Source organism: Curtobacterium sp. MEB011 (genome assembly GCF_030209655.1).
GTDB classification, from domain to species: Bacteria; Actinomycetota; Actinomycetes; order Actinomycetales; family Microbacteriaceae; genus Curtobacterium; species Curtobacterium poinsettiae.
Map to the genome: position 1 here is coordinate 16,998 of NZ_JARVRN010000002.1, position 22,125 is coordinate 39,122.

General features: G+C 71.8%; 25 protein-coding genes. 9 read left to right on the forward strand and 16 right to left on the reverse strand.

Going from position 1 to position 22,125, the window contains the following annotated elements; translation table 11 throughout:
* The first annotated feature begins 46 nt into the window (after positions 1–46).
* A complete protein-coding gene (locus QRN30_RS01860) occupies positions 47–826 on the forward strand; it encodes an Fpg/Nei family DNA glycosylase (protein ID WP_017885842.1) in 780 nt (259 codons plus the stop codon).
* On the opposite strand, the gene QRN30_RS01865 is transcribed toward QRN30_RS01860, so the two are convergent.
* Positions 817–1,731, reverse strand: coding sequence for a LysR family transcriptional regulator ArgP (locus QRN30_RS01865; RefSeq protein ID WP_017885841.1), 915 nt, complete (start codon positions 1,729–1,731; stop codon positions 817–819). The two genes, QRN30_RS01860 and QRN30_RS01865, sit on opposite strands and share 10 nt — an antisense overlap.
* A gap of 70 nt (positions 1,732–1,801) precedes the next feature.
* Between QRN30_RS01865 and QRN30_RS01870 the strand changes: the two genes are divergently transcribed.
* Entirely contained in the window at positions 1,802–2,563 is a 762-nt protein-coding gene (locus tag QRN30_RS01870) for a LysE/ArgO family amino acid transporter (protein WP_214563054.1), read from the forward strand.
* Positions 2,564–2,667: 104 nt separating this feature from the next.
* Here the strand turns inward: QRN30_RS01870 and QRN30_RS01875 are convergent, their stop codons facing one another.
* From QRN30_RS01875 to QRN30_RS01885, 3 genes are all read right to left on the reverse strand, one after another.
* Complete coding sequence (locus QRN30_RS01875; protein ID WP_017885839.1) at positions 2,668–4,143, reverse strand: APC family permease; 1,476 nt, start codon at positions 4,141–4,143, stop codon at positions 2,668–2,670.
* 175 nt (positions 4,144–4,318) lie between these two features.
* On the reverse strand, positions 4,319–5,191 hold the full coding sequence (locus QRN30_RS01880; RefSeq protein ID WP_284760245.1) for an HAD family hydrolase: 873 nt from the start codon (positions 5,189–5,191) through the stop codon (positions 4,319–4,321).
* An 18-nt stretch (positions 5,192–5,209) separates the two neighbouring features.
* Positions 5,210–6,031, reverse strand: coding sequence for an alpha/beta fold hydrolase (locus QRN30_RS01885; protein ID WP_017885837.1), 822 nt, complete (start codon positions 6,029–6,031; stop codon positions 5,210–5,212).
* Positions 6,032–6,242: 211 nt separating this feature from the next.
* Here QRN30_RS01885 and QRN30_RS01890 point away from each other — a divergent pair, with 211 nt between their 5' ends.
* Complete coding sequence (locus tag QRN30_RS01890; RefSeq protein ID WP_284760246.1) at positions 6,243–6,809, forward strand: hypothetical protein; 567 nt, start codon at positions 6,243–6,245, stop codon at positions 6,807–6,809.
* Between the two features lie 9 nt (positions 6,810–6,818).
* Complete coding sequence (locus QRN30_RS01895; RefSeq protein ID WP_194589976.1) at positions 6,819–7,412, forward strand: TetR/AcrR family transcriptional regulator; 594 nt, start codon at positions 6,819–6,821, stop codon at positions 7,410–7,412.
* A gap of 4 nt (positions 7,413–7,416) precedes the next feature.
* On the opposite strand, the gene QRN30_RS01900 is transcribed toward QRN30_RS01895, so the two are convergent.
* From QRN30_RS01900 to QRN30_RS01915, 4 genes are read right to left on the reverse strand one after another with little or no spacing between them, the layout of a single operon-like run.
* The gene (locus QRN30_RS01900; RefSeq protein ID WP_071250103.1) at positions 7,417–7,677 is read right to left on the reverse strand and encodes a type II toxin-antitoxin system RelE family toxin; all 261 of its coding nucleotides are present in this window, start codon (positions 7,675–7,677) and stop codon (positions 7,417–7,419) included.
* On the reverse strand, positions 7,674–7,934 hold the full coding sequence (locus QRN30_RS01905; protein WP_284760249.1) for a type II toxin-antitoxin system Phd/YefM family antitoxin: 261 nt from the start codon (positions 7,932–7,934) through the stop codon (positions 7,674–7,676). The genes QRN30_RS01900 and QRN30_RS01905 overlap by 4 nt, the downstream gene beginning before the upstream one ends.
* 28 nt (positions 7,935–7,962) lie before the next feature.
* Positions 7,963–8,475 (reverse strand): methylated-DNA--[protein]-cysteine S-methyltransferase, encoded by a 513-nt coding sequence (locus QRN30_RS01910; RefSeq protein ID WP_194589975.1) that lies wholly within the window; start codon positions 8,473–8,475, stop codon positions 7,963–7,965.
* Positions 8,472–10,064 (reverse strand): AlkA N-terminal domain-containing protein, encoded by a 1,593-nt coding sequence (locus QRN30_RS01915; RefSeq protein ID WP_194589974.1) that lies wholly within the window; start codon positions 10,062–10,064, stop codon positions 8,472–8,474. The genes QRN30_RS01910 and QRN30_RS01915 overlap by 4 nt, the downstream gene beginning before the upstream one ends.
* A 249-nt stretch (positions 10,065–10,313) precedes the next feature.
* Here QRN30_RS01915 and QRN30_RS01920 point away from each other — a divergent pair, with 249 nt between their 5' ends.
* Complete coding sequence (locus QRN30_RS01920; RefSeq protein WP_284760252.1) at positions 10,314–10,913, forward strand: molybdenum cofactor biosysynthesis protein; 600 nt, start codon at positions 10,314–10,316, stop codon at positions 10,911–10,913.
* A 115-nt stretch (positions 10,914–11,028) separates the two neighbouring features.
* Here the strand turns inward: QRN30_RS01920 and QRN30_RS01925 are convergent, their stop codons facing one another.
* The 5 genes from QRN30_RS01925 to folE all read right to left on the reverse strand — a co-directional run bounded on the left by QRN30_RS01925 (position 11,029) and on the right by folE (position 15,004).
* Positions 11,029–11,571 carry a type 1 glutamine amidotransferase domain-containing protein gene (locus tag QRN30_RS01925; RefSeq protein ID WP_159556139.1) on the reverse strand — a complete coding sequence of 181 codons (543 nt, stop codon included), beginning with the start codon at positions 11,569–11,571 and terminating at the stop codon, positions 11,029–11,031.
* 450 nt (positions 11,572–12,021) lie between these two features.
* Positions 12,022–12,675, reverse strand: coding sequence for an HAD-IA family hydrolase (locus QRN30_RS01930; RefSeq protein ID WP_071250096.1), 654 nt, complete (start codon positions 12,673–12,675; stop codon positions 12,022–12,024).
* A gap of 24 nt (positions 12,676–12,699) precedes the next feature.
* Complete coding sequence (locus QRN30_RS01935; protein WP_231564036.1) at positions 12,700–13,449, reverse strand: pyrimidine reductase family protein; 750 nt, start codon at positions 13,447–13,449, stop codon at positions 12,700–12,702.
* On the reverse strand, positions 13,446–14,396 hold the full coding sequence (gene folP / locus QRN30_RS01940) for a dihydropteroate synthase (RefSeq protein ID WP_017887960.1): 951 nt from the start codon (positions 14,394–14,396) through the stop codon (positions 13,446–13,448). The genes QRN30_RS01935 and folP overlap by 4 nt, the downstream gene beginning before the upstream one ends.
* The gene (gene folE / locus QRN30_RS01945) at positions 14,393–15,004 is read right to left on the reverse strand and encodes a GTP cyclohydrolase I (protein ID WP_042537542.1); all 612 of its coding nucleotides are present in this window, start codon (positions 15,002–15,004) and stop codon (positions 14,393–14,395) included. Before folE ends, folP begins: the two co-directional genes overlap by 4 nt.
* Before the next feature lie 157 nt (positions 15,005–15,161).
* On the opposite strand from folE, the gene QRN30_RS01950 reads away from it, so the two are divergent.
* Entirely contained in the window at positions 15,162–16,637 is a 1,476-nt protein-coding gene (locus tag QRN30_RS01950; RefSeq protein WP_042537544.1) for an NCS2 family permease, read from the forward strand.
* Between the two features lie 195 nt (positions 16,638–16,832).
* On the opposite strand, the gene QRN30_RS01955 is transcribed toward QRN30_RS01950, so the two are convergent.
* On the reverse strand, positions 16,833–17,285 hold the full coding sequence (locus QRN30_RS01955; protein ID WP_284760258.1) for a hypothetical protein: 453 nt from the start codon (positions 17,283–17,285) through the stop codon (positions 16,833–16,835).
* A 133-nt stretch (positions 17,286–17,418) separates the two neighbouring features.
* On the opposite strand from QRN30_RS01955, the gene QRN30_RS01960 reads away from it, so the two are divergent.
* From QRN30_RS01960 to QRN30_RS01970, 3 genes are read left to right on the forward strand one after another with little or no spacing between them, the layout of a single operon-like run.
* Entirely contained in the window at positions 17,419–17,685 is a 267-nt protein-coding gene (locus tag QRN30_RS01960) for a hypothetical protein (RefSeq protein ID WP_017887956.1), read from the forward strand.
* A gap of 26 nt (positions 17,686–17,711) precedes the next feature.
* Positions 17,712–18,227, forward strand: a complete 516-nt coding sequence (locus QRN30_RS01965) for a DUF1697 domain-containing protein (RefSeq protein ID WP_194589972.1) — start codon at positions 17,712–17,714, stop codon at positions 18,225–18,227.
* Between the two features lie 20 nt (positions 18,228–18,247).
* On the forward strand, positions 18,248–18,610 hold the full coding sequence (locus QRN30_RS01970) for a VOC family protein (RefSeq protein WP_231564037.1): 363 nt from the start codon (positions 18,248–18,250) through the stop codon (positions 18,608–18,610).
* 24 nt (positions 18,611–18,634) lie between these two features.
* Here QRN30_RS01970 and budC read toward each other — a convergent pair whose 3' ends face one another.
* Positions 18,635–19,402 (reverse strand): meso-2,3-butanediol dehydrogenase, encoded by a 768-nt coding sequence (gene budC, locus QRN30_RS01975; protein ID WP_017887954.1) that lies wholly within the window; start codon positions 19,400–19,402, stop codon positions 18,635–18,637.
* Positions 19,403–19,589: 187 nt separating this feature from the next.
* Positions 19,590–22,100: a glycoside hydrolase family 65 protein gene (locus tag QRN30_RS01980; RefSeq protein ID WP_284760264.1), complete on the reverse strand. Its 2,511-nt coding sequence runs from the start codon at positions 22,098–22,100 to the stop codon at positions 19,590–19,592.
* Positions 22,101–22,125: the final 25 nt, after the last annotated feature.

The following is a 22,125-nucleotide window of genomic DNA, read 5'->3' on the forward strand; positions in this document are numbered from 1 at the left end:
AGCCGCGCCTCCCGGCCGTGCGGTGACCACATGCCGGAGGTGCCCCGTGCCTGAAGGCGACACCGTCTACCGTGCGGCACGCCGCCTGCACACCGCGCTGGCGGGCAAGGTCCTGACGAAGAGCGACTTCCGGGTCCCGGCCTTCGCCACCCTCGACCTGGTGGGGCGCACCGTCGACGAGGTCGTCCCCCGCGGCAAGCACCTGCTGCACCGGATCGGCGACCTGACCGTGCACTCGCACCTGAAGATGGAGGGCCGGTGGGACGTCTACGCGCCCGGTGACCGCTGGCGACGTCCGGCGCACCAAGCCCGGGCGATCCTGGACGCCGAAGGAGTCTCCACCGTCGGCTTCGCGCTCGGGGTGCTCGAGGTCGTCCCGCGCGACCAGGAGTCCGAGGTCGTCGGACACCTGGGGCCCGACCTGCTCGGCCCCGACTGGGACGCCGACCTGGCCCTCGCCAACCTGACGGAGGACCCCGAACGGCCGGTCGGGTTGGCGCTGCTCGACCAACGGGTGCTCGCCGGGCTCGGCAACGTGTACCGGAACGAACTCTGCTTCCTGCGCGGGGTGCTGCCGACGCGTCCGGCCGGCCAGGTCCCCGACCCGGCGCGCACGATCACGCTCGCCAGCCGACTGATCCTGGCGAACCGCGACCGCAGCGCCCGCGTGACCACCGGTGTCGACCGCCCCGGTCGACGGTTCTGGGTCTACGGTCGCGCCGGCAAGCCGTGTCTGCGCTGCGGGACCCCGATCCGGCACGGCGAACTCGGCGACTCGGAGCTCACCCTGCGCGACACCTACTGGTGTCCGCGCTGTCAGACCTGACGCACGGGGTGCAGGCGCTCCGCGGCGGTCACCCGGACCGCGTCGGTGACCCGTTCGAGGAGCGGTGACGCCAGGTTCCAGCGCTGCCACCACAGCGCGACGTCGGCGTGCCGACCCGGGGCCAGCTCGACCAGGACACCGCGGTCGATCGCGTCGAGGCACTGCGCCTCGGGCAGCAGCCCCCACCCGAACCCGAGCGTGACGGCGCGGGCGAAGTCGGCAGAGGTCGGGACGAAGTGGCGCGGGCCGCCGGGAGCGTGCCCCAGGACCTGGCGCAGGTACCCCTGCTGCAGGTCGTCGTCGCGGTCGTAGTCGACGAGCGGGACCTCGTCGAGCCGCCGGAGCATCCGCCGCTCGGTGCCGGTGTCGCCGAGGTACCGGGCGACGAACGCCGGTGACGCCACGGCCCGGTACCGATCGATGCCGAGCGGCACCGACGAGCAGCCCTGCACGGGGTCCGCCTCGGCCGTCACCGCGCCCATCACGGTGCCGGCGCGGAGCAGCTCGGCGGTGCGGTCCTGGTCTTCGCGGTGCAGGTCGAAGACCACCTCGGTGTCGGCCCGGACGAGGGCGAGGGCGTCGAGGAACCAGGTGCCGAGCGAGTCGGCGTTGACGGCCAGCGGGATCGACGGCACCACCGAGGAGCCACCGCCGAGTGCACGGGAGGTCTCCTCGTCGAGCAGCCGGACCTGCCGCGCGTGCCGGAGCACCACCTCGCCGTCCGCGGTCGGGCGCACCGGGGTGGTGCGCTGGAGCAGGACCCGACCGACCTGCTGCTCCATCGACTTGATCCGCTGCGAGACCGCCGACGGGGTGATGGCCAGCGCACGGGCCGCGGCGTCCAGGGTGCCGTGGTCGACGGCGGCGAGCAGCGTCTCGAGGTGTTCGCGCTGGAAGCGGGACATGCAGCTGAGCTTACGGCGCTGCAGGAACGTGAGCTGTACTGCAGCGGGGCGCTACTCTAGCGTCGGATCCGTGACCACGCTCCTGCCCCTGCTCTCCGGACTCGGCACGGGACTCGCACTGATCGTCGCGATCGGTGTGCAGAACACGTACCTGCTCCGGCTCGCGGTCAGCGCAGGACTCCGGGTGGTGGCCGCGGCGGTCGTGGTGTGCGCGGTCTCGGATGCGCTGCTCATCGTCGCCGGGGTGCTCGGGGTCGGCGCCGTGGTCGAGCGGTTCCCCGTGGCGCTCCTGGTTGTCCGGTTCGTCGGTGCCGCGTTCCTGCTCACCTACGGGGTGCTCGCGGCGCGGCGTGCGCTGCGACCGTCGGGGGACGCGATGCGGGTCGCCGACGAGGCGGCCGACGACGGGGTCGTGGGCGCCGGTGCGGGCGCAGGCGCGGGGGTCGACACGGGCGCGGGCGCCGGTCCGGGGATCGACGCGACCGGGCGTTCGACGGTGGCGGCGGGGCGGACGCGCACCGTGCCTCCCGGCCAGGGGGTGACCATGCGGACGGCGGTGCTGACCATGCTCGTCTTCACGTGGGCGAACCCGCACGTGTACCTGGACACGCTGGTGTTCCTCGGGTCGGTGGCGAACCAGCAGGGTGCGGACGACCGGTGGCTCTGGACGATCGGTGCCGTCGCGGCGAGCTGCCTGTGGTTCGGTGCGCTCGGGTTCGGCGGTCGGCTGCTGCGGCCGCTGTTCGAGAAGCCGCTCACGTGGCGGGTGTTCGACGGTCTGGTCGCCGTCGTGATGCTCGCGTTCGGCGGGCTGCTGCTCGTCGGCGCGTAGCGGCTGCGGCGCGAACCGGCGGTCTGCAAAACACCGGTGTCCACACGTCGAACCGCGGTGTGCGGGTGTGCAACGTGCGAACACCGGTGTTTTGCGGGACGGCCCTACTGCATGCCCTGGCCGACGCGGCTGTGGCGGCGGCTGTAGCCGAAGTAGATGACGAAGCCGATGACCAGCCAGACGACGAACCGGAGCCAGGTCTCGACCTCGAGGTTCAGCATCAGCCAGAAGCACAGCACCGCCGAGATGATCGGCAGCACGGGCGACCACGGCACCCGGAAGGCCCGCGGGGCGTCCGGCCGCGAACGACGCAGCACGACGATGCCGATCGACACCAGGACGAACGCCGACAGCGTGCCGATGTTGATCATGCCCTCGAGCTTGTCGACCGCGGTGAACCCGGCCAGCAGCGCAACGACGACACCGGCGACGACCTGCACGCGGACCGGCGTCTGCGTCTTCGGGTTGGTCTTGGAGAACCAGCGGGGCAGCAGGCCGTCGCGGCTCATCGAGAAGACGATGCGGGACAGGCCGAGCAGCAGCACCATGACGACGGTGGTCAGACCGATCAGCGAGCCGATGGCGATGATGCCGGCGGCCCACGGCAGCCCGACGATGTCGAACGCCGAGGCCAGCGACGGTGCCTTCTCCTCCGCCAGGCGCTGGTACGAGACCATGCCGGTGATGACGATGCTGACGCCGACGTAGAGCAGCGTCACGATGCCGAGGCCGATGAAGATGCCGCGGGGCAGGGTCTTCTGCGGGTTCTCGGTCTCCTCGGCGCTCGTGGCGACGACGTCGAAGCCGATGAAGGCGAAGAACACCAGGGACGCGGCGGCGAGCAGGCCGAAGACGCCGTACTGGGCGGGCTCCGCACCGGTGAACCAGGACACGAGCGACTGGGTCCAGACGCTGCCCTCGGCACCCTTGGCGGGCTCGGCCGGCGGGATGAACGGTGTGAAGTTCGCGGCCTTGACGAAGAACGCACCGGCGACGATGACGAACACGACGATGGCGACCTTGATGACGGTGATGACCGCCGACACCCGCGAGGACAGGCGGGTGCCGAAGGCGAGGAGCACCGTGAAGATCCCGACGATGAGCACCGGACCCCAGGTGAACGGGATCGGACCGAGCTGGATCGTGCTGGGCAGGGTCACGCCGAAGACGTCGAACGCGGTGCTGAGGTAGATGCCCCAGTACTTCGCGATCACGGCACTGGCCGTGAGGGTCTCGAGGATGAGGTCCCAGCCCACGATCCAGGCGAGCAGCTCACCCATCGTGGCGTACGTGAACGTGTACGCGGAGCCGGCGACGGGGATCGTCGACGCGAACTCGGCGTAGCACATGATCGCCAGGCCGCACGTGACGGCTGCGAGCAGGAAGGAGACGATCACGCCGGGCCCGGCGAAGTTCGCGGCGGCGTTCGCGCCGACCGAGAAGATGCCGGCGCCGACGGCGACCGCGATGCCCATCGCGGCGATGTCGAACGTCTTCAAGGAGCGTTTCAGGGACCTGCCCTGCTCCTCGGAGTCGGCCAGGGAGGCCTCGATCGACTTGATGCGGATCTTCGTTGCCATGGGTGGATCCCGTCATCGGCTGGCGGCGGACCTCGGAAGGGTACTGGTGTACCACTGTGTCACGCAAAGCGTCCGGCCGGACGGTGGGCCGGTCCGGGGACGGACGGGAGGCGCGGTGGCCGTCCGGCGCGCACCGCTCGGTCGGCGGACGGGTGCGTCCAAGGCCGCGGTCGCGTCAGCGCGCGGCGCGCCAGTCCGCCAGGAACCGGGCGCCGGCCTCGTCGTGGATGACGCCGTCGGGCGCGGTGAGCACCGGGTACGGCGTGGCCGGCACACCGTCGGCAGGACGGACGTCGACGTGCGCGACCTCGTACCCGTTGGCGTGCAGCCAGTCCGCCATGGCGTAGTCGCTGCGGGAGTCGCCCACGGTGCGCCAGGTGATCGGGAGCTCGCCGTCCTGCCCGAGGAGTTCGAGCGACCGCTCGGCACCCAGGTCCTTGCCGCTGCGGTCGGACTCGACGTCGGTGGAGATGATGGTCGGGTCGATGCGCCACTGCACGGCACCGTCGGCGTCGGGTCGGACATCGTCGAGGCGGCGGACACCGAGGCCACGACGCTCGAGCGCGGCCATCGCCTTCGCGTCGAACTCCGGCTGGCGGGCGAGGTACGTGGCGTTCGGCACCTCGACGCGCTGCTCGATCGACACCATCGCGCGCTTCGTCTCGTCGAAGAACACCAGGTCGGCGTACTCGGCGCGGACCAGCTCGCGCATCTCGTCGGCGTAGTCCCGCGGCAGCGCGAGGTCCTCGGCGACGGTCAGCTCACCCATGCCGCCGTCGTACTGCGGGCCGATCGAGCACCACACGGCACCCTTCTCGCAGACCGCGTGCACCCGGCCGCCCTCGGCGAGGCCACCGGCGAGCAGCGGACCGACGACCTCGGAGCGGATGAAGGCATCGCTGCGGCCGGTGTTGAAGACGATCGGGATGCCCTCGGCAGCGAGCGCGACGAGGTCCGCGACGATGCTCGGGATCGCGATGGTGCGGGAGACCGGGCTGGCGATGGGCCCGTCGACGTCGAGCAGGAGACCGAGGTGGGGTGCGTTCACCAGCCCATCCTCTCGCAGTCAGCTGCTGGGCGAGACGATCCGGCTCCGGACGCGGTCGATCAGTGCTCCGAGGGCGGCGGGGGCGGGGACGTGTCCCTGCCCGGGTACCTCCGCGTACTCCGACCCCGGCACCGCGTCCACGACGGCGCGGGCCGCACGACGCATCCACTCGAGACCGTCACCGCCGGCGCCGACGAGCACCGGCACGCCGACGGCTGCGGCGACCCGCTCGGGCACGGCGAGGCCGTTCAGCACCCGGACCTCGCGGCTGAGCACGTGGGCGTCGACGACCAGGGAGCGCCAGAGCGAGCCCTTGAGTCGGAGCGCCGTGACCTGGCCCATCGGGAGCCCGAGCACCTGGGTCAGGAAGCCGCGGACGGCCTGGGTGCGGCGGCCGGCGACCACGTGCTCGTCGAGCAGGTCGGCGAAGACGACGTCGTCGGCGTGCGGGTCGACCGAGGCGCGGTACGGCGGTTCCCACAGGACGGCACCGTCGACGGGCAGGCCGGTGGCGAGGCCGTGCAGGACGACACCGGCACCGACGCAGATGCCGACGGCGGTCGTGGGGACGCCGACGCTCTCGACGACGGCGCGGAGGTCGTCGACCTCGCGCTCGATCGCCCACGACGCCGAGTCGCCGCTGGCACCGCGACCGCGTCGGTCGTAGGTGACGACACGATGGGTGGGAGCGAGCTCGGCGACCACGCGGTCGAGGTACGGGGTCCCCCGGTGGTCGAAGGCACCGCCCACGACGACGACCGCCGGTCCGTCCCCTGCCTCGGACACGGCGATGGTGGTGCCGTCGGAGGAGACGACCGTTCGGTCGACGGGAGGGAGCATGGGGTCCTTTGCGGGCTGTCGACGGCGATGCGTCGGGCCTCGGAGGGGACCGTGCGGATTACCGGTGCTCCGAGTGTCGCAGGCGTGGGAGCCCGTGTCTCCCCCCGCTTCCAGGGGCAGAACACCGCCGCTCGACGCCGTGGTGGTCACCGTGTCATGCTGTTTGAGTACACCTGTACTCAGCAATCAACACCACTGCATCGGGGATCCCATGACACTCATCGCCATCGTCGCCTGCGAGATCGCCTTCTGGGTCGCGATCCTCGGCGGCCTGACCACCCGGTACCTGCTGCGACGGCCGCGCACGGGTGCGGCGATGCTCGTCGCGGCCCCCGTGATCGACGTCGTCCTGCTCGCCGTCGTCACGGTCGACCTGCTCGGTGGCGGAACCGCGTCGTGGCACCACGGACTCGCGGCGATCTACATCGGCTTCTCGGTCGCGTACGGGCACCGGATGATCGCGTGGGCGGACGTCCGGTTCACGCACCGGTTCGCCGGGGGTCCCGCACCGGAACGCCTGAGTGGACGGCGGTACACGGCCCGGTGCTGGGGCGACGTGCTGCGGACCGCGCTCGCCGTGCTGATCGCCGGCGGGATCATCGGTGCGCTCGTCCTCGTCGTCGGCGACCCGGAGCGCACGGACGAGCTGCAGGGCACGGTCGCACTGCTCGGGGTGGTCCTGGGCATCGAACTGCTGTGGGCGATCAGTTACACGATCTGGCCGCGCCGAGTCACCACCGCAGCCGCGGACCCGGCCGGAGCATCGAGCCAGCCGTAGGCTGACCCGGTGCCCCGCCGTGTCGACCTCGAGGAACGGGGATCCCTGGTGGCCGCGGCCTGCCTGCGGATCCTGGAGCGGGACGGCCTGAGCGCACTGTCGGTGCGGAACGTCGCGGACGAGGCCGGCATCGCTCCGGCATCACTCCGCCGCGTGTTCCCCACGCAGGACGCCCTGCGCGAGCACTGTCTGACGATCATCGAGGAACGGGTCACCGCTCGGCTCGCCGCTCTGCGTTCGACGGGTCGTGCGCTCGCACTGGACGTCCTCGCCCAGGTGCTGCCGCTCGATGCCGAGCGCACGACCGAGATTCTGGCGCAGGTGCAGCTCGGCGTGCTCGCGCGCACCGACGAACACCTGGCTGCGAGTGCCCGACGCCTCAACGACGGGGTCCGCCGGGTGTGCACCCGGGCGCTGGAGATCCTGCGCGAGGACGGCGGCTTCGGCGACGGTCGCGACCTGACCGACGAGGCCGACCGGCTGCACGCGCTGATCGACGGGCTGGCGGTCGAGCACACGTGGGATCCCGCGGCACGGGCGCCCGAGCGGGTCCTGGCGCTCGTCGAACTGCACGTGGAAAGCCTGCGCTGCGCGATCGCCTGACGTCTCAGCGACCCCGGTAGACCTCGCGCCGGTGCCCGGCGCGCACGACGACGACCACGAGCCGCCCGTCGTCGATCAGGTAGATCACGCGGTAGTCACCGACCCGGACACGCCATTCCGGGCTGTTGACGAGTCGACGAGCCGCGGGTGGACGTGGCTCGTCAGCCAGGATCGCGAGAACCCCTTCGACGAGTCGTCGGGCATGTGGCGGAAGTTTGCGGATGGCACGCCCCGCACTCGGCTCGAACTCGATGTCGTAGGTCATCCCAGACCGAGTTCGCGCCTGAGGTCCTCCCACTTGACGTTCTCGCCGCCGATGCGCTCGTTCTCGAGTCGGGCCTCTTCCACCGCCTTCAGGTCGTCCAGGTCCTCCGCCGCCTCGAGCAACCGGTCGAGGACGGCCGCGTCCACCACCGCCGCGACGCGCTTGTTGCGCCGGGTCAGGTAGACGGGTTCGTGCCGGGCATCATCGATGATCGACGCCAGGCGGGCACGGGCTTCGGAGATCGACACTTCGCGCACCTGTACATTCTAGAGCGTTTTGTACAACTCAGACGAGTGCCGTGGTGCCCACAGACTCCCGTTCGAGCAGGGACCGCTTGACGTCGAGCCCCCACGCGAAGCCGCCGAGCGTGCCGTCCGAGCGCAACACCCGGTGGCATGGGACGAAGAGCGCCGGGGCGTTCCGGGCGCACACGCTCGCCGCCGCCCGCACGGCGTCGGGCCGGCCCATCGCCGCCGCGAAACCGGTGTAGGTCAGGGTGCCGCCGGCGGGGATCCGGCGGAGCTGGCGCCACCCCTCGGTGAACAGCTCCGTACCGAACTGGCGCACGGGCACCTGCATGGCGTGCTCGACCTCGCCCGAGTAGAAGGCGTCGACCGCGGCGGCCGAGGCGACCACGCCGTCGAGCACCCGATCGGGGCGGTGGCGGTCGGCCAGACGGGCGAGGATCCGCTCGACGGAGTCGGTCCACCCGGACGCGAGGACCCTGCCCTCGGCGTCTTCGAGCACGGTGAACGCCCCGTCGGGGGTGTCCAGGGTCTGGATGGTTGCGTCGGTCATCGGTCGTCCTTCCGGGGGTCCTCTGAGGCACGGGCTGCACGGGCACCGGCGGTCGTGGTCATCGCGCGGTCGATGATCGGTCGCCAGCAGTGCATCGTGAGGTAGCTCCGCCAGGGGGCCACCTGCTCCGACCATAGGGAGAGCTCGCGCGCCGTTCCGGGCAGCCCGAGTTCCTGTGCACCGTTCCGCACGGCGAGGTCGCTGTGGAGGAAGATGTCGGGGTGGTGCCGGACCCGCAGCGCGACGTAGTCGGCGGTCCACGGTCCGATGCCCTTCACCGCGAGGAGTCCGTCGCGCAGGTCACCGAGGGACTGCCCACCGTCCACCACCAGGGACCCGTCGGCGAGCGCCGCAGCCACCCGCAGGATCGTGTCGACGCGGGCGGCGGGGCCGCGCAGCACCTCGTGCCCGCGTTCGGCGATCATCGCTGCGGCCGGGAACAGCAGCCCGCGGGGCCGGATGGCGTCCGGCACCGTCGCTCCGAGTGCGGCCACGAGCCGGGTCTGCGCGGTGCGCGCCGCGGCCACCGAGACCTGCTGCCCGATCAGGGTGCGGAACACGATCTCGTGCGCGTCCACCGCGCCGGGGAGCCGGAGACCGGGCACCCGGGCGACGGGTCCGGCGAGCCCGGGCACGGCTCCGAGGACGGCGTCGACGGCGACCGGGTCGGCGTCGAGGTCGAACAGTGCCCGGACACGCGCCACGAGGGCCGGCAGGTCGGAGAGGTCGGCGACCCGCACGCGCAGGTCGATCCCGGTGCCCCGACCGGCCACGTCGGGGACGGCGGCCGACGCGCTGAACCAGCCCGGGCCTCCAGGCAGGTCGACCAGCCGCCCGTACGACGTCACCCGACCGACAGGGTCGGTGTCCACCTGCTCCGTGCCCGGCAGGGCGTGCAGCGCGTGCCAGTCGAGCAGGCCCTGCGCGTCGAAGGGTGCCCGGGCCGGCAGGTGGACGTGCAGTGCGCCGTCGCCGCCGTCCCTGGCGCCGTCGCCTCGCCCGGACCGGCGTGCGCGGAGCTCCGTCGGGGTGACGGCGAAGACCTCGCGCACGGTGTCGTTGAACTGTCGGACGCTGGCGAACCCCGCGGCGAACGCGACGTCGGCGACGGGCAGGTCGGACGAGGTGAGCAGGGTCCGCGCGGTCTGCGCCCGGTGCGCCCGGCTGAGCGCCTTCGGCCCGGCGCCCAGCTCGGCCGTCATGATGCGGTTGAGCTGCCGCTCCGAGTAGCCCACACGCGCGGCGAGCCCGGGGACGCCGTCGCGCTCGACGACACCGTCGAGGACGAGTCGCATCGCCCGGCCGGCGACGTCCTCGCGCAGGTCCCACTCGGGGCTGCCGGGGGTCGCCTCGGGCAGGCAGCGCTTGCAGGCGCGGAAGCCGGCCAGGTGCGCTGCGGCGCTCGTGCGGTAGAAGGTGACGCCCGAGACCTTCGGCGTGCGGGCCGGGCAGCTGGGCCGGCAGTAGATGCCGGTGGAGTGCACGGCGGTGACGAACTGGCCGTCGAAACGCGCGTCGCGCGAGGCGACGGCGCGGTGCCGCTCGGCGTGCAGCGCGTCGGGCTGCGCGTCGGTGTCCGGGGTGGTCATGGGCTCAGCCTGACATGCGCCGCCGACGTCGACTGGCGGGAATCGGACGGAGCAGCGCAGGGCCAGGTGGCCATGACGCCGCCGTCTCGTCGAGACGCCGCCGACCGCGTGAGACGCCGCCGGAATCCGCGGCGTCTCGCGGAGAACGCGTCGTCTCGCGAAGAAGCCTGCGTCCCGGCGCCACGACGGCGTGTCACAGCAGGCAGAAATGGCAGCGCACGGCCGGGAGGCCCGGCTAGCGTTGGCAGCGTGACCCCAGCAGACGACGTGGCCGGGCTCGACGACCTGCCGTTCCGGACCGAGGTCGAGATCGCGCTGCTGCTCGTCTCACCGCGGCACCGGTACGAGGGGCGCCCGGCCGACGGCGCGCTGCCACCCCGGTCGACGGACCCGGACGAACGGCGCGACCGGATCGAGCTGCGGGCCGGGCTCGGGATCGTCGGCGACCGCTACTTCGCCGCGCGGGCACACGTGCACGCCTCGGTCACCGTGATCGGCCTCGAGGGGCTCGAGGCGGTCGGTCAGGCGATCGGCACCACCGTCGACCCCGTCGCGACCCGGCGGAACGTGTTCCTGCGCGGCGCCGACGTCGAAGCGCTGCGGGGCCAGCCGTTCTCGTTGGAGAGCCTGCTCCCCGGTGGCGACGGCAGCGGCGACCTCGGTCATGCCGTCCGGTTCCGTGGCTACCGTGCGGCGAACCCCTGCGCCTGGATGGACCACGAGGTGGCCCCCGGTGCGTTCCGGGCGATGCGCGGCCGGGGCGGCGTGCGGTGCGATCCGGAGTCCGACGGTGTGCTCGCCCTCGGTCCGGCGGTGCTCCGCACGGCACGCCCCGTGCCGCTCGGCTGACGCCGGCGACGTCGGGCGCCCGGGCGTACCCGAGACTCGGCTCGGCGGACACTTCGTCGACAGCCGGAGGCGCACGGTGTCCGGTCGGCCGAGACTCGGCTCGGCGACGAGGCGCTCAGGCGGTGAGGGCGCTCTCGATCGCGTCGACGAACGCCGGCAGGTCGTCCGGGGTGCGGGACGTGATGAAGCCGCCGTCGACCTGGACCTCCTGGTCGACCCACTCGGCACCGGCGTTGCGCAGGTCGGTCTGCAGCGACGGGAACGAGGTGACGGTCTTGCCGGACAGCACGCCCGCCTCGACGAGGGTCCACGGGCCGTGGCAGATCGCCGCGACTGGCTTGCTCGCCTCGGCGAAGGCCTGCACGAGCGTCGCCGCGCGGGACTCCTGGCGCAGCGTGTCGGCGTTGATCGTGCCACCGGGGATGACGAGGGCATCGAAGTCGTTCGCGTCGACACCGGCGAGGGTGGTGTCGGGCTCGAGGGTCTGCCCCGGGTCCTTGTCGCCGACCAGGGTCTGGATCGTGCCGGTCTCCTTGGCCGCCACGGTCACCGAGGCACCGCGCTCGCGCAGCTGCTCGGTGGGGACGACGATCTCGTCCTGCTCCACGCCGTAGTTCGTCGTGATGACGAGGATCTTCTTGCCGTCGAGGGTTGCCATGATCGCTCCTTCCGCGGCCCGGTCGTTCCGGCCGCACACCCGAGGGTCGTCGGGCTCGGCTGGGCAGTCCTCCAGGAGCGGTCCGGCGCCCGGCTGACTGGTCATGACACCCCGCCCAGGTCCGCCCGGCGGTCACGACATGTCGCCCGGCGGCCGGTCGCAACTCCCCGCTCAGGTCCGCCGGACGGTCACGAAGTGTCGGCTGGCGGCGGCGCAGCCGACGGGTCGCGACCACTCGGCGCACGCCGGGCGGGGTGCCGTGGACGCGCCCACGGTCGCACGGGAGGCACGGTGCGGGCCCGCCACGGGCCTCCAGGCCGACAGCGCGACCGGTCGCAACTCCCCGCTCACGTCCGCGCGGTGGCCACGAAGTGTCGGCTGGCGACGGCGCAGCCGACGGTTCGCGACCACTCGGCGCAGGGCGGGCGGGGTGTCCTGACCGGCCGGGGCTCAGCCCCGGATGCGGAAGGCGACGCCGTCGCGCTCCACGGTCAGCCCGTCGTACCCGTGCACCCGGTGCAGCCCGGCGGTCACGGGGTGTTCGAGGGGACCGACGACGACCGTGGTCGCGCCGGAGGCGATGGCGGACTCCAGGCCGGCGGGGGCGTCCTCGAACGCCACGCAGTCGGCGGGGTCGACACCGAGCAGGGCGGCGCCGCGCAGGTAGCCGTCGGGGTGGGGCTTGCCGTGCTCGACGTCCTCCGAGGGGACGAAGGCCTCGGGCACGGCGAACCCGGCGGCCGCCATCCGGCCCGCGGCGAGGTCACGGGGCGCGCTCGTCACGAGGGCGACCGGGACGCCGAGGTCGACGAGGCGCTGCACGAAGGCGACGGCGCCGGGGATCTCGAGGATGCCCTCGGTGCTCGCGGTCTCCTCGGCGACGAGCTCCGCCGCGATCCGCTGCTGCTCGGCCAGGGGCAGGTCGGGCAGGAAGCGCCGGAGGGTGTCGATCGCCTGCCGTCCGTGCGAGAACGCGAGGATCTCGTCGGGGTCGATGCCGTTCGCGTGGCCGAACCGGGTCCAGGTCGCCTCGACCACCGCGGTCGAGTCGACGAGGGTCCCGTCCATGTCGAAGAGGACCCCGGACGCCACGATGTCGATCACGCGCCCGACCCTAGCCCAAGGGGGTCAGCGCGCCCGGACGTACCGCGTGAGCAGCACGTCGCCGGCGCCGAGCAGCACGTGCGCCGGTCGCATCCGCCGGAGCTCCGGGGACGACCCGCGGGCGATGCGCGGCCCCTCCCCGCCCTCGAGCGACGGGTCGATCGTCAGGGTCAGCTCGTCGACGGCGTCCGCGGCGACGAGCGCCCCGAGGAACGACGGACCACCCTCGCAGTGGATCGTCCCGAGGCCACGATCGGCCAGCACACCGCGGATCCGTCCGGCGTCCACCGAGTCGGGGGCGTCGTCCGCGCTGCAGGGCACGACGTCGGCCACCTCGGCGAGCGCCCGGGCCGTCGCCGAGGCAGCCGCCGTCGCCGAGGTCAGGACGATCGGCCGCACCGGCGCCTCGGTGAAGACCCGCGACGCCGGGTCGAGCGACAGCGACCCGGTGACGATCGCGAACACGGGGTGGTCCGGCATGCCGTGGGCCCGACGCCAGGCAACGTCGGCGTCGTGCAGGACCATCGGCCCGTAGCCCTCGTCACGGACGGTGCCGGCGGCGACGAGCACGACGTCGGCCACGCGGCGGAGCAGGTCGAAGACCCGCAGGTCGTCGTCGCCGCCGAGCGACCCGGACACCCCGGCGGCCGAGGCCGAGCCGTCCAGCGTCGCGACGAAGTTCACGCGGAGCCAGGGGTCCCCGACGTCGGCGGTGTAGAGCTCGAGCAGGTCGTCGTCGGACAGGTCCGCGATCGACGGGGGCAGGACGGTCACGTGTTGTGCCTCGATTCCACGGGGGTGCGCCATCCGAGGGTGGCCTCGACCATGCGCATCGCGTCGACGCTCTCGGCGACGTCGTGCATGCGGACGATCCGGGCGCCGAGCATCGCGCTCACGGTCGCGACGGCGAGCGATCCGGAGAGCCGTTCCCCGCGGGGGCGGCCGAGCGACTCCCCGACGAAGTCCTTGTTCGACACCGCGGCGAGCACCGGGTAGCCGAGGGCGACGACCTCGGGCAGGCGCCGGGTGATCTCGAGGGTGTGCACGGTGTTCTTGTGCAGGTCGTGGCCCGGGTCGACGATGATCCGCGACTCCGGGATGCCCGCCGCGAGCGCCCGGTCGACCCGTTCGCGCAGGAACGCGACGACCTCGCCCGCGATGTCGGCGTACTGCGGTGGGGCCGGCAGGGGACGACGGGGTTCGGCGAGCGAGTGCGTGATGACGACGGTGGCCTCGGAGTCGGCGACCACGGCGGCCATCCGCGGGTCGGACAGGCCGGTGGTGTCGTTGACGACGGTCGCGCCGGCTGCGATCGCCGCCGCGGCGACCTCGGGTCGGAAGGTGTCGACGCTGATGACGACGTCGGACTGCTGGGCGAGCTGCTCGACGACGGGGACGACCCGGTCGATCTCGTCGGACGCGGGCAGCTCCGGGCCGGGTGCGAACTTCACGCCGCCGATGTCGACCCAGTCGGCACCCTGCTCGGCTGCGCGGACCGAGGCGGCGACGGCCCGGTCGAGCTCGAAGGTGGCGCCGCGGTCGTGGAACGAGTCCGGGGTGCGGTTCACGATCGCCATCACGGCGATGCGGTGGTCGAAGTCGATGGTGCGGCGTCCGAACGTCCGGACCGGGTGCCGCAGGTCCGGCACGACCCAGCCGGGTCCGGCCGCGTCGGATCCGGCCGCGGCGTGTTCGCCCGAGACGTGCGGGAGGCCGGTCATGCGCCCGCCTCGGCAGTCGCCGCACCCGCGGCATCGGTCCCACGCCCCGCGCCGATGAGCGCGATCGCCTCGGCCCGTCCCGCGGTGTCGGCCAGCGAGCCGGTCGCCGCGACCGTCACCGTCGTCGAACCGGTCTGGCGCTCCCCACGCGTCGTCACGCACTGGTGCTGCGCGTCGAGGACCACCAGGACACCCTCGGCGCCGAGGCCCTCGGCGATGGTCGCGGTGACCTGTTCACCGAGCCGCTCCTGCAGCTGCGGGCGGGAGGCCACCGCGTCGAGCACCCGTGCCAGCGTGCCGAGGCCGATGAGCCGTTCCCCCGGGGCGTACGCCAGGTGCGCGACCCCGAGGAACGGCAGCAGGTGGTGCTCGCAGACGGATCGGAACTTCACGTCGCGGACGATGACGAGCCGACCGCGTTCGCCGTCCTCGGCGTGCACGGTGCCGTCCCGGGCGATCGCGACCGCATCGGTGCCGATCCCGGAGAAGAACTCGGAGTACGAGTCGGCGACCCGGGCGGGGGTGCGGGTGAGTTCCGGGCGGTCAGGGTCCTCGCCGATGGCGAGCAGCAGCTCGCGGACGGCGGCCTCCACACGGGCGCGGTCCATGTGTGACGTCACCCGCTCATCCAACACCAGCCCTGGCCGGAGAACGCGGGCAGACGCCCAGCGCGACGTGCGCGACCCGCGTGGGACGGGCCTCCCGGCCGCCGGAACCTGTGAGACCGGTGTGACACGCCCGAAACCCAGCATCCTTTAAACTCTCGTGGTGAGCGCCCCGCAGACCGACACCACGCCCCGGAACCGCTTCGCGACCGGCCTCGATCGATTCTTCTCCATCACGCAACGCGGATCGTCGATCCCCCGCGAGGTCCGCGGTGGCCTCGTCTCGTTCGTCACGATGGCGTACATCGTGATCCTGAACCCCCTCATCCTCGGTGGTTTCAGCGCCGACCAGGCCGCGAAGGACGTCAACGGCGGGTGGCTCGAGAACGCTCAGGTGGCCGCGGCGACCGGCCTCGTCGCCGGCGTCATGACCATCGCGATGGGCATCATCGCGAACCTGCCGTTCGGCATCGCCGCGGGGCTCGGGATCAACTCGTTCCTCGCCGTCAGCGTCGTGCACCAGGTCACCTGGGCCGAGGCGATGGGCCTGGTCGTCATCAACGGCGTGATCATCGTGATCCTCGCGTTGACGGGCATCCGGACGATGATCTTCACCGCCGTCCCGGCTCAGCTGAAAGCCGCGATCACCGTCGGCATCGGCCTGTTCATCGCGTTCATCGGGCTCGTCGACTCCGGCTTCGTGCGGTCCTCCGGGAACCCGTCGCCGCCGCTGCAGCTCGGTGAGGACGGTTCCGTCGGCGCCCTGCCGACCGTCGTGTTCCTGATCGGCCTGATCATCATCGGCACGCTCATGGCCCGCCGGGTCAAGGGTGCGCTGCTCATCGGCATCGTCGCGACCACGATCATCGCGATCATCCTGCAGGCGATCTTCCAGGTGCCGACCTCGGTCGACTCGAAGACCGGCTGGAACCTCAACGCCCCCGGTCTGCCGAGCGCACTGTTCGCCGTGCCGGACCTGTCGCTCGTCGGCCACGCCGACGTCGTCGGCGCCTTCACCCGCATCGGCCCGCTCGCCGCGTCGATGCTCGTCTTCACCCTCGTGTTCACGAACTTCTTCGACGCGATGGGCACCATGACGGGGCTGGCCAAGGCCGCCGGTGTCGCAAAGCCGGACGGCACGTTCCCCCGCCTGAAGTCGGCGCTCGTCGTCGAGGGCGTCGGCGCGATCGCCGGTGGTGGCGCGTCGGTGTCGTCGAACACCGTCTTCATCGACTCGGCCTCCGGCATCGGCGAGGGTGCCCGCACGGGCATGGCCTCGGTCGTCACCGGGCTGCTGTTCCTGGCGTCGATGTTCCTGACGCCGCTCACCCAGGTCGTCCCGCTCGAGGTCGCCGCCGCCGGGCTCGTCGTCGTCGGTGCGCTCATGGTCGCGCAGGTCGCGGACATCTCGTGGTCGGACTTCGGCTCGGCCCTGCCGGCGTTCCTGACGATCGTCGTCATGCCGCTGACCTACTCGATCGCGAACGGCATCGGCGCCGGCTTCATCAGCTGGGTGCTCATCAAGCTGCTGTCCGGCCGTGGCCGCGAGGTCTCGTGGCTGCTCTACGTCGTCGCCGCGGGCTTCCTGCTGTACTTCGCGCGGGGGCCGCTGGAGACGATGCTCGGCGTCGGTTGAGGCTTGCTGCTGGGCCTTGCTGCTGGGCCTTGCTGATCGGGGTCCGGCGCAAGACGCCGTCGTGTCATCGGGACGCCGCCGAATCCGGCGGCGTCTCGACGTTTCCGGGGCGTGTCCGGATGACGCCGGCGTCTTCCGCAAGACGCCGGCGTCTTCCGTCGGCCGCGTCGGCCGCGTCGGCCTGGAGGCCCGTGCTCAGTCCGGCAGGTCGCTCAGCGTCGCCTCGTGGTGGCGCTGGTCCTGGGTGCGTCGGTCTTCCTTCATGCCCGCCTCGAACAGGTGGCGGCGGCCCTGCACGAGCTCGTCCCGCGCGGTGCGCTCGAGCTCCTTGGCGAGGGCGTAGTAGCCGTCGTCGTAGTCCTCGACGATCTGGAACGTCCAGCGGCCCGCGATGACGTTGCGGCCCACGAGTTCGGTGTCGATGCGCTCGGCGAGTTCGGTGTGCCCGGCCTTCCGGAGCTGCTCGACCGCTTCACCGAGGTTCAGGTCGGCGGTGCCGGTCAGGCGGTGGAACCCGTAGAGCAGGCCACGGGCGTGCTCGATGACCTCGACCGCGGCGGACAGGCTGCCGAGCGCCTCGACCGTGGCCTCGGACACCCCCTCGGGAACCTGGTGCTGTGCGTCGGGGCCTTGTGCGTCGTTCGTCATGGGTCCCGTCTACACGAGGGTTGCTGCGTCGTTCGAGGGGTTCGTCCACGACCCGCCGAGGTCCACTGCCGGTGGTTGCGACGTCAGAGGTCGACACCTACCATTCGAACACACGTTCGAACGAGGAGACCCGATGATGATCACCGAAACGGCCGCCACGGTGTGGTGGTCCGAGGGCACGCCGACCCGGCTGGTGTGGGCCGGACGGCGTTGGCGGGTGAGCGACACCCCCACGCGGCTGACCGTGACGCGCGCCGAACTGCCGACAGCGATCACGCACGCACCCGAGCGCACCGTGGGCTGGCGGTTCCAGGCGACCAGCGACGACGACGGTGAGGCACTGGTGGTCGACATCGTTCCGCAGGGCTCTGGTTGGGGCGTGGCCCGGACGTGGACGTGAGCAGCTCGGACCGCTACCGTCCGGACATGGACAGGTGGGTGGCGCTGCTGCGCGGGGTCAACGTGAACGGCGTCACGATCCGGAGCGCCGAACTCGCGGAACTCTTCCGGGGGCTCGGGTTCGACGACGTGCGCACCGTGCTCGCCTCGGGCAACGTCGTGTTCGCAGCCGACGTGCCCGCCGGACGGCTCAAGACGTCGATCGAGCAGGGGCTGCGCGACCGGTTCGGGTACGACGCATGGATCGTGCTCGTCCGGCACGACGACCTCGCCGCTGTCGTCGACGGGTTCCCCTTCGCGCGTGACGACGATCGGCACGACTACGTCGTGTTCGGGTCCGAGGATGCAGCGCTCGACGCCCTGGTGGCCGACCTCGAGCTCGACGACGCGGTCGAGCAGGTCGCCCGTGGGAACGGCGTCGTCTACTGGTCGTGCCCGAAGGGGTCGAGCACCGACACGGTGTTCGCCAAGCGGGCCGGCGCCGCACGCTTCAAGCGCACGACGACGACCCGCAACACGAACACCCTGCGGAAGCTCCTGTGACCCGGGGCACGTTGCACCACGTGGAACTCCGCACCGCCGACCTCGACACCGCCGCAGCTGCCTGGGGCTGGCTGCTCGGTGAACTCGGCTACGAACCCTTCCAGCGCTGGGAGCACGGCCGGAGCTGGCGGCTCGGCGCGTTGTACGTCGTGCTCGAATCGGCGCCGCTGGACGGCGAGCACGACCGCCGTCGACCGGGGCTCAGCCACCTGGCGTTCCACGCGGGCGACGCCGAGGCGGTGGAGCGGCTCTGGGCCGAGGCTCCCGAACACGGCTGGGCGCGCCTGTACGAAGACCGGCACCCGTTCGCCGGCGGTCCGGGGCACCACGCGGCCTTCCTCGAGGACGCCGAGCGGTTCAAGGTCGAGCTCGTCGCCAGCTGACGGTGCCGCCGACGCGGCGGAGACTCAGGCCTGCGGAGGCTGCCCGTTGCTCGCCATGGTGCCGCCGTCCACCGGCAGGACCGCGCCCGTGATGAACGACGCAGCGTCGCTGGCCAGGAACAGGATCGCCTCGGCGACCTCGGCGGAGCGACCCCCACGGCCGAGCGCGATCCGCTCCTCGAACTTCGACTGCAGGGCCTCGTCCTCGGCCTGCTCCTGGGTCAGGTCGGTCCAGATGAGTCCCGGAGCGACGGCGTTCACGCGGACGCCGAACTGCCCGTTGTCGAGCGCGGCCGCCTTCGTGAAGTTCGTGACGCCGCCCTTCGCCGCGTTGTACGGGCTCATCCGCCAGTCGGCGTCCTCACCGGAGACCGACGACGTGTTGACGATCGAACCCTTCGTCTCGCGCAGGAACGGCAACGCTGCCCGGGTGCCGTAGAACACCCCGGACAGGTCGGTCTCGATGACGCGGCGCCACTCGGCCGTGCTGATGTCGGTGATGTCGCCCGAGCTGAAGGTCCCGGCGTTGTTCACCAGGACGTCGAGCCGGTCGAAGCGGTCGATCGCCGCGGAGACGACGGTCTCCCAGTCCTCCGGGCTCGCCACGTCGGCGTGCAGGGAGACGACACGGTCGGTCGGCAGGGAGTCTCCCACCGTGCGGACCTTCTCCTCGACGCTGTCGGTCAGCACGACGGACGCACCCTCGTCGACGAACGCGCGCGCCGTCGCTGCGCCGATGCCCGAACCCGCGCCCGTGACGATCGCGACCTTGCCCTCGAACCGGTTGCCCATGATGTCTCCTCTCGTTGCACGAACCGTGCCCGGGGAGACGCCATCGACCCGAAGGGCACGGCAGACCACGGTGCCCGGGGGCGACTGAACGCGTTCGGAGGTGCCGGGAGCACCCCGCGGTGCACGTCACCCCGGCACCGCGAGGCGGGACCGGGGCGACGTGTGACCGCGGGCGGAGGAACCGGTGTCAGGCGGTCGTCTCGTCCAGGTCGAAGTCGCGCTCGAGCGAGATCGTCGGGATCGACGCGGTGATCACCGAGCCGTCCGCCCGCAGCGTGCCCTGGATGTCGCTCGTGGTCGGAGCGTGCCCGGACATCCGCGGCCCGTGGTGCGGCAGCGGCACCACGGTGGGCTCCCCCGCCTCGATGTCCCACTGCTGGTTGTGCACCCACACGGTGAAGCCCTCACCGGTCTCGACCGTGAGCGTCATGGTGTCCTGCTCCAGGTCGATCCGCACCCGCGAGCCGCGCACCGTCAGGCGGTAGGACAGACGGTCCCAGTGCTTCGGCAGCCGCGGGTTGAAGGTCATCCGGCCACCGTGGTCGCGCATGCCGCCGAAGCCGTTGACCAGCGCACCCCAGATGCCACCGGTCGACGCGATGTGCACGCCGTCCGAGGTGTTGCCGTGCAGGTCCGCCAGGTCGACGTAGAGCGCGGTCTGGAAGTACTGGTCGGCGAGGTCGTGGTAGCCGACCTCGGCCGCCATGATCGACTGCACGACCGCCGACAGCGTGGAGTCACCGGTGGTGAGTGCGTCGTAGTAGTCGAAGTCGCGACGCTTCTCGGCCGCCGTGAACTCGTGCCCCTGCAGGAACAGTGCGAGCACGACGTCGGCCTGCTTGAGCACCTGGAACCGGTAGATCACCAACGGGTGGTAGTGGAGCAGCAGCGGGCGCTTGGAGTCGGGGGTGTTCTCGAGGTCCCAGAGTTCCTTGTCGAGGAACTGGGCGTCCTGCGGGTGGATGCCGCGGTGCGGGTCGAAGGGGATCTCCATCGACTCGGCGGCGTGCTCCCACTCGACGAGCTCGTCGGGGCGCAGGCCGGTCCGGCGCACCATGCGGTCGTACTCTTCGGCGTCGTCGGCGGCGAGCTCGCGGCAGGCGTTGACGGCGAACCACAGGTTCGCACGCGCCATCACGTTCGTGTAGAGGTTGTCGTCGACGACGGTCGTGTACTCGTCCGGTCCGGTGACGCCGTCGATGTGGAACTTCTTGTCGCCGTTGGACCGCCAGAACCCGAGGTCGGCCCAGAGTCGGGCGGTCTCCACGAGCACGTCGATGGCGCCGCGCTTCAGGAACTCACGGTCGCCCGATGCCCGCACGTACTGCATGAGTGCATGGGCGATGTCGGCGTCGATGTGGTACTGCGCGGTGCCGGCGGCGTAGTACGCGCTGGACTCCTCGCCGTTGATGGTCCGCCACGGGAACAGCGCCCCGCGCTGGTTCAGCTCGCGGGCTCGCGCCCGTGCCGCGTCGAGCATGTTGTAGCGGAAGCGCAGGGCGTTCCGGGCAACGATCGGCGCCGTGTACGACAGGAACGGCAGGACGTAGATCTCCATGTCCCAGAAGTAGTGGCCGCCGTAGCCGGAGCCGGTGACGCCCTTCGCGGCGATGCCGTGGCCGTCGGTGCGGGCCGTGGCCTGCGCGAGCTGGAAGAGGTTCCACCGCACGGCCTGCTGGATCGCGGGCTGGCCGGTGATCTCGACGTCGCTGCGTGCCCAGTAGTCGTCGAGCCACTCGCGCTGCTTCGCGAAGGTCTCGTCGACGTTCTCGGCGTGTGCGCGGTCGAGCGTGCGCTCGCACCGGTCGGCGAGCTCACGCACGGGCACGCCGCGCGAGGTGTGGTAGACCACGTGCTTCACGAGGCGGATGGGCTGACCGGCGCGGGCCTGCACCCGGTAGACGTGCTTCGCCAGGTCGTCCTCGATCGACGACGACTCGTCCCAGCTGTTCTCGGTCTCGATGTGGTGCTCGACGCCGACGCAGATCGTCATGCCGGAGCTGGACGCCTGGTACCCGAGGACCGAACGGTCACCGGTGCTGCGCTTGACCTTCGGCACGAGCACCCGCTCGGTGAACGACTCGGCCTTGCGGGGGTCGAAGGCGTTCGCCGCGGCCCGCATGCCGGCGTGGTACTCGTCCTGCACGTCCTGGCGGTTGAGGATCTGGCTGGACAGCAGGATCGAGGCGTCTGCGTCGAGCACGGTGACCTCGTAGTCGATGACGGCGAGGTGCCGGTCGGTGAACGACACGAGCCGGCGCGACCGGATGAGGACCCGCTTGCCGGACGGCGTCGACCACTCGGTCTCGCGGAACAGGTACCCGCCACGGAACTCCAACCGGCGGGTGTGCCGCAGGATGTCGGCCTCGGCCAGCACCAGGGGCTCGTCGTCGACGTAGAGGCGGATGACCTTGGCGTCGGGCGCGTTGATGATCGTCTGCCCGGTCTTCGCGAAGCCGAAGGCGTCTTCCGCGTGCCGGATCGGCCAGGTCTCGTGGAAGCCGTTGACGTACGTGCCGTACTGCACGCCGCCACGGCCTTCGTCGAGGTTGCCGCGCAGGCCGAGGTACCCGTTGCCGACAGCGAAGTTCGTCTCGGCGACGCCCTGCTCGTCGGGGGTGTACTCGGTCTCGACGAGGGCCCACTCGTCGATCGGGTAGCGGACGCGGTCGAGGGGGTCCGAGGTGATGGGGTTCATGCTGCTCCGTGGGAAGGGAGGGAGA